Genomic DNA, 5703 nt, shown 5'->3' on the forward strand with positions numbered 1-5703 from the left:
CTCGGCCATGGCCGGGCAGCCCGAGTAGGTGGGGGTGAGGCTCGCGATCACCGTGCCGTCGCCGGTCAGCTCCACGTCCCGCAGAACGCCGAGGTCGGCGAGGGTCAGCATCGGCATCTCGGGGTCGGGCACCTGCCCGGCGATCTGCCGGGCCCGCCGGGCGTCGAGGAGGGTGGTCACCATGTCGCCTCCGGGTGGGCGCGGGCCACGCTCTGCAACTCGGCGAGCAGCGGCGCGAGGTGCTCGGTGTGATTCCCGGCGCGGCCGGCGCCCGGCAGCGGCCGGTACACCGGCATGGGCAGCCCGGCGGCCTCCGTGACCTGCCGCACTACGTCGACGACCTCGTCCCGTACGTCGTACGCGGTGAACAGCTCGCCGAAGTACGGGCCGACCTGCTCCAGCGCCTTCCGCATCCGCCGGTGCGACTCCTCGGTGCCGTCGCCGAGCCGTACGGACCAGTCGGCGGCGTACTGGCGGTGGTAGGTCAGCTCCTTGACGCCCTTGGCCGCGATCGCTGCGAGGACGGGGTCGGGGTGGTCCACCAGCCGTTCGAAGTGCGCGAGGCGCCAGCTGGACAGGACGAGGAGCCGGACGACGGAGAACGCGAAGTCGCCGTTCGGGAGTTCGGCGAGGCGTACGTTGCGGAAGTCGTCGGTGTCCCTGAAGTAGGCGTAGGCGTCCTCGTCGCGGCCGGTTCCGTCGACCTGGCCGGCGCGGGAGTACAGCAGGCGGGCCTGGCCGAGGAGGTCGAGGCCGATGTTGGCGAGCGCGACCTCCTCCTCCAGCTCGGGCGCGCGGGTGGTCCACTCGGCGAGGCGCTGGGCCGAGACCAGGGCGTCGTCGGCCAACGCCACACAGACGTGGGCCAGTTCCCGTACGTCGACGCCCTCGGGCACGCCGGTGTCGACGCCATGGAGGGGGTCCTCGAAGCCGGTGCCGTACGCCCAGCGGGTGTCGTCGTCGTGTCCCTCGGCGAGGGTCATGTAGACGTGGTCGTCACTCATGCCCTGCTCCTCAGATGTGCGGGACGTCGTCGGGGATGTCGTAGAACGTCGGGTGGCGGTACACCTTGTCGGCGCTGGGCTCGAAGAAGGGGTCCTTCTCGTCGCGGGTGGAGGCGGCGATGTGCTCCGAACGCACCACCCAGAGGGAGACGCCCTCGTTCCGGCGGGTGTAGAGGTCGCGGGCGTGGGTGAGGGCCATCCGGTCGTCGGCGGCGTGCAGCGAGCCCACGTGGACGTGGTTCAGGCCGCGCTTGCCGCGCACGAACACCTCGTACAGCGGCCAGTCGCCCTTGTTGCCGCGCGCCGCGCCCCTGTCGTCCGTGCCGGTCATGCCGCCGTCCCCTTCCGGGCTCGCTCGCTCTGCCGGGCCGCGTGGGCGGTGGCCGCCTCACGCACCCAGGCGCCTTCCTCGTGGGCCGTCCTGCGGCGTTCCGTCCGCTGGTCGTTGCAGGGCCCGTCGCCGGTGATGACCCGCTTCAGCTCGGCCCAGTCGGGGGTGCCGAAGTCGTGACGGCCGCGCTCCTCGTTCCACTTCAGGTCCGGGTCGGGGAGGGTCACGCCGAGCTTCTCGGCCTGCGGGACGGTCATGTCGACGAAGCGCTGCCGCAGTTCGTCGTTGGAGTGCCGCTTGATCTTCCACGCCATCGACTGCGCCGAGTTGGGCGAGGCGTCGTCGGGCGGCCCGAACATCATCAGCGACGGCCACCACCAGCGGTCCACCGCGTCCTGCACCATCGCGCGCTGCTCGTCGGTGCCCCGCATCATCGTCAGCAGCAGCTCATACCCCTGCCGCTGATGGAACGACTCCTCCTTGCAGATCCGCACCATCGCCCGCGCGTACGGACCGTACGAACTGCGGCACAGCGGGACCTGGTTGCAGATGGCGGCGCCGTCCACGAACCAGCCGATGACGCCGACGTCGGCGAAGTTCCGCGTCGGGTAGTTGAAGATCGACGAGTACTTCTGGCGGCCCTCGATGAGCCGGCGGGTCAGGTCCGCGCGGTCGGCGCCGAGGGTCTCGGCCGCCGAGTACAGGTACAGGCCGTGGCCCGCCTCGTCCTGGACCTTCGCGAACAGGATCGCCTTGCGGCGCAAGGACGGCGCACAGGTGATCCACTCGCCCTCCGGCTGCATGCCGATGATCTCCGAGTGCGCGTGCTGCGCGATCTGCCGGATCAGCGTCCTGCGGTAGCCCTCCGGCATCCAGTCACGCGGCTCGATCCGCTGGTCCCGCGCGATCGTCGCCTCGAAGTGCTCCTGGAGCGCGTCCTCGGGCGGCGCCCCGGCGGAATCTGTCGTCGTCATCGATACCAGCTTCCCAACCGACCATTCGTTCGGTACCAGTGTGACGTGATTCGAGCGGTCGGGCAAGACCCCTCCCCCACCGCCGGCGGCGCGACGAATCCTTGACAGCGGAACGGCCCCGATGGATACCGTGACCGTGACGCGCGGCGACCGAACGTTCGATCGGCCCCCGTTCGACGGGGCGGACGAAGGAGTCGCGATGAGCAGCCCGGGCCGACCGCTCCCCCACGATCTGCTGGACGACGGCGAGCGCCTGACCGGGGACGAGCTGGCCGCGCTGCAGCTCGACCGGTGCAGCTCATCCTGGACTTCCGCCTCGAGATCATCATGGTCACCCCGTCCTGCATGCTGACCCTCCTCGACGAGTTCGAGAAGCAGGGTGTCGACCCCCGTTCCGCTCGCTGGAGGTGGGGATCTTCGGGGCGGAGTCGTGGACGGAGGAGATGCGCCGGGAGATCGAGGAGCGGGCCGGACTGCACGCCGTGGACATATACGGGCTCCGGAGGCGTCAAGGACGGGGTGGGTGTGACCGTGGAGGTGGAGGTCGTCGACCCGGAGACCCTGGAGCGCTCGGTGGGCAAACTGAAGCGGGTGCAGGACCTGCGCGACCGGTGACCCGCCGCCACCGGGGGCCGGGTCGGTACGGACCTGCGCGGCCCGGCCCCCGGTGGCGTGCTACCGCCCGCTCCCCCGGTGCACCACGTGGCCGCCCGTCACCGTGAGGAGGACCGGTGCCTCGGCGACCTCGTCGGCGGGGGCGTCGACCGGGTCGAGGCCCAGTGCCGTCAGGTCCGCCCGGTAGCCTTCGGCGATCCGTCCGGCGACCGCCTCCTCGCCCGCCGCGAGCGCCGCGTGGCTGGTGCAGCCCTCCAGCGCCTGGAGTCCGCTGAGTCCGGCCCGGGAGGAGGCGGCGCCGCGTGGTGCCCGGGCCGTGGCCAGGACCCCGCGGGCGTCGTGGTGGGCGATGGGCCAGTCCGAGCCGAGCGCGACGACCACGCCCGCGTCCCGCAGGTCCCGCAGCCGCCAGGCCCGTGAGGCGCGCTCCTCGCCGAGCCGCGACGACCACGCGTCGGACAGGTCGGTACGGGTGTAGTCGGTGTGCGGGGGCTGCATGGAGGCGACGACCCCGACCTCGGCGAACCGTGCCACGAGGTCGTCGGGCACCGACTCGATGTGCTCGACCCGGTGCGTGTGCCGCCCGCCGGGCCCCAGCGACTCGACCGTGGACAGGACATGGCGTACGGCGGCGTCGCCGATCGCGTGCGTGGCCGTCCGCACCCCGGCGCGGTGCAGGACCCGTACGGCGTCGCTGTACGCGTCCGGGTCGGGCCAGAAGGCGTCGGTGCCCTGGCCGTGGCAGTCGGGGTGGTCGAGCCAGGCGGTGCCGCCCTCGACGGTGCCGTCCATGAAGAACTTCACCCCGCCGACCTGCCAGTGCCGGCCGCCCCTGCACTGGAGGGCGACCAGCTCCGCGAGGTCGTCCGCGTCGGCGCCCGGCATGCACCACGGCGCGAAGCGCAGCCGCAGCGGCAGGACGGTCTCCCGCGCCACGGCGTCCATCAGGGCGGGATCGCCGAGGTCCATGACGTGGGCGCCGGTGAGGCCGGTGGCCGCCATGGCGTTCAGCAGGTCGATCAGCCGGGTGCGGCGTTCGTCGTACGTCGCGCGGGGCATGACCGCCGTGACGAGGTCCATCGCGGCGTGCTCGACGAGATGTCCGGTCAGTCGTCCGTCGGCGTCCACGGCGATGTGGGAACGCTGGGCGAAGGCCCGCGGCCCGGTGATGCCGGCGGCCCGCAGCGCGGCCCCGGTGACGAGGGCGGAGTGGCCGTCGTACAGGCGCAGGAAGGCGGGCGCGCCGTCCAGGACGTCCTCGACGAGGGCGCGGTCGACGGGGCGGCCCTCGAAGGCGTTGTGGTCCAGGCCCCAGCCGAGGACCCAGCCGTCGACGCGGGGCGCGGAGGCGAGCGCGGAGCGCAGTCCGTCGAGGTCGCGTACGGCGGTGAGGTCGAGGCCGGTGGCCAGGTCCAGGCCCCACACGGGGTGACTGTGACCGTCCACCAGGCCCGGCACCAGCCATCCGCCGCCCAGGTCCACCACTTCGGTGTCCGGCCCGCGCCAGTCCCGTACGTCCGCGTCCTCTCCCACGGCGGCGATCAGCCCGTCGCGTACGGCGACGGCGGAGGCGTGCGGCCGGTGCGGGTCGAGGGTGCGGATGTGGGCGCCGGTGATGACGAGGTCGGCGATGGGCATCGGGAGGCGTCTCCTTGAGGGGGGCGGACGGAGGGTGGGGGTCACTCGGCGACGTCGGCCGGTGGCTCGGCGGCGAAGCCCGCGTACACCTCGGGCCTGGACCGGCGCAGCCACCACCCGAGGGCGAGGCCGATGACGAGGACGGCGGGGACGATCGCCGCGAGGACGGTGTTGACGGTGGTGGAGGCGCCGGTGAACTGGTCGAGGTGGGTGACGACCAGGGCGATGGCGCCGGTCAGGAGCACCGCGGCGGCTACGGGTGCGACGACCGTGCGCAGGGCGCCCTCGCCGTGGGTGCGGCGCCGGAAGTAGAGCGGTACGGCGATCGCGGCGAGCAGTTGCAGCACCATCAGGGCGAGCATGCCGGGCGTGTTCACCCACAGCAGCAGCTGCGTGTACGGGTCGGCGCCGGCCGCGGCGAAGGCGAGGACGACGGCCGCGCCGAGCACGGTCTGCGCGATGCCGGCGACGTACGGGGAGCGGTGGCGGGGGTGGACGCGGGCCAGGGCCTTGGGGAGGATCCCCTCCTCGGCGAGGGCCAGCCCGTAGCGGTTGATGGCGTTGTGGAAGGCCAGCAGCGAGGCGAGGACGCTGGTGACGATCAGGATGTGCATCAGGTCGGCCGCCCAGGAGCCGACGTAGACCGTGATGGCGGAGAAGAACAGGTCCGCGGGGTTCGAGCCGGCCGTGGCGATGACCTTCGCGTCGCCGAACGCCTGGATCACCGTCCACACGATGAACGCGTAGAACAGGCCGAGGAAGGCGACGGCGAGATAGGTGGCGCGCGGCACGGTGCGGGCCGGGTCGCGGGCCTCCCGGCGGTAGATCACGGTGGACTCGAAGCCGGTGAACGCGGCGAACGCGAAGGCCAGGACGGCGATCATGCCGGGGACCATGACGTTGCCGGGCGCGAAGGACGCGAGGGACAGGCCGTCGGCACCGCCGTCGACCAGGACCGCGCCGGCGAGCAGGACGAGGATGCCGGTCTCGGCGACGAGGAGGACGCCGAGGACCTTGGCGCCGAAGTCGATGGACCGGTAGCCGCCGTAGCCGATGAGCAGCAGGCCGAGGAGGGCGACGGGCAGCCAGGGGGTGTCGGCGCCGAACAGGGAGCGGGCGGTGTCGCGGGTGGCGGTGCCGA

7 protein-coding genes and 1 pseudogene are annotated in these 5703 nt (G+C 72.6%); 2 read left to right on the forward strand and 6 right to left on the reverse strand.

Features of this window, described 5'->3' with window-relative positions; translation table 11 throughout:
• From AOK23_RS24775 to paaA, 4 genes are all read right to left on the reverse strand, one after another.
• Positions 1 to 183 (reverse strand): iron-sulfur cluster assembly protein (locus AOK23_RS24775; protein WP_157878141.1); only part of this gene is annotated, 183 nt, incomplete at its 3' end.
• Entirely contained in the window at positions 177 to 1004 is an 828-nt protein-coding gene (paaC, locus tag AOK23_RS24780) for a 1,2-phenylacetyl-CoA epoxidase subunit PaaC (protein ID WP_055714857.1), read from the reverse strand. The genes AOK23_RS24775 and paaC, both read right to left, overlap by 7 nt.
• A 10-nt stretch (positions 1005 to 1014) precedes the next feature.
• A complete protein-coding gene (paaB, locus tag AOK23_RS24785; RefSeq protein ID WP_055536965.1) occupies positions 1015 to 1335 on the reverse strand; it encodes a 1,2-phenylacetyl-CoA epoxidase subunit PaaB in 321 nt (106 codons plus the stop codon).
• Positions 1332 to 2309, reverse strand: coding sequence for a 1,2-phenylacetyl-CoA epoxidase subunit PaaA (paaA, locus tag AOK23_RS24790; RefSeq protein WP_055714858.1), 978 nt, complete (start codon positions 2307 to 2309; stop codon positions 1332 to 1334). Before paaA ends, paaB begins: the two co-directional genes overlap by 4 nt.
• A 267-nt stretch (positions 2310 to 2576) precedes the next feature.
• Here paaA and AOK23_RS45485 point away from each other — a divergent pair.
• Both AOK23_RS45485 and AOK23_RS47000 read left to right on the forward strand, forming a co-directional pair.
• A pseudogene (locus tag AOK23_RS45485) lies at positions 2577 to 2830 on the forward strand (phenylacetate--CoA ligase); the annotation flags it as partial.
• A gap of 16 nt (positions 2831 to 2846) precedes the next feature.
• Entirely contained in the window at positions 2847 to 2924 is a 78-nt protein-coding gene (locus tag AOK23_RS47000) for an acyl-CoA synthetase family protein (RefSeq protein WP_240496541.1), read from the forward strand.
• Positions 2925 to 2984: 60 nt separating this feature from the next.
• Here the strand turns inward: AOK23_RS47000 and AOK23_RS24800 are convergent, their stop codons facing one another.
• Positions 2985 to 4562, reverse strand: a complete 1578-nt coding sequence (locus AOK23_RS24800; protein WP_055714860.1) for an amidohydrolase — start codon at positions 4560 to 4562, stop codon at positions 2985 to 2987.
• A gap of 41 nt (positions 4563 to 4603) precedes the next feature.
• Positions 4604 to 5703: APC family permease (locus AOK23_RS24805; RefSeq protein ID WP_055714861.1), on the reverse strand; the 1100-nt coding region annotated here is incomplete at its 5' end.

The sequence above is a fragment of the Streptomyces torulosus genome, from assembly GCF_001419765.1.
In the GTDB taxonomy this organism is placed as follows: Bacteria; Actinomycetota; Actinomycetes; order Streptomycetales; family Streptomycetaceae; genus Streptomyces; species Streptomyces torulosus.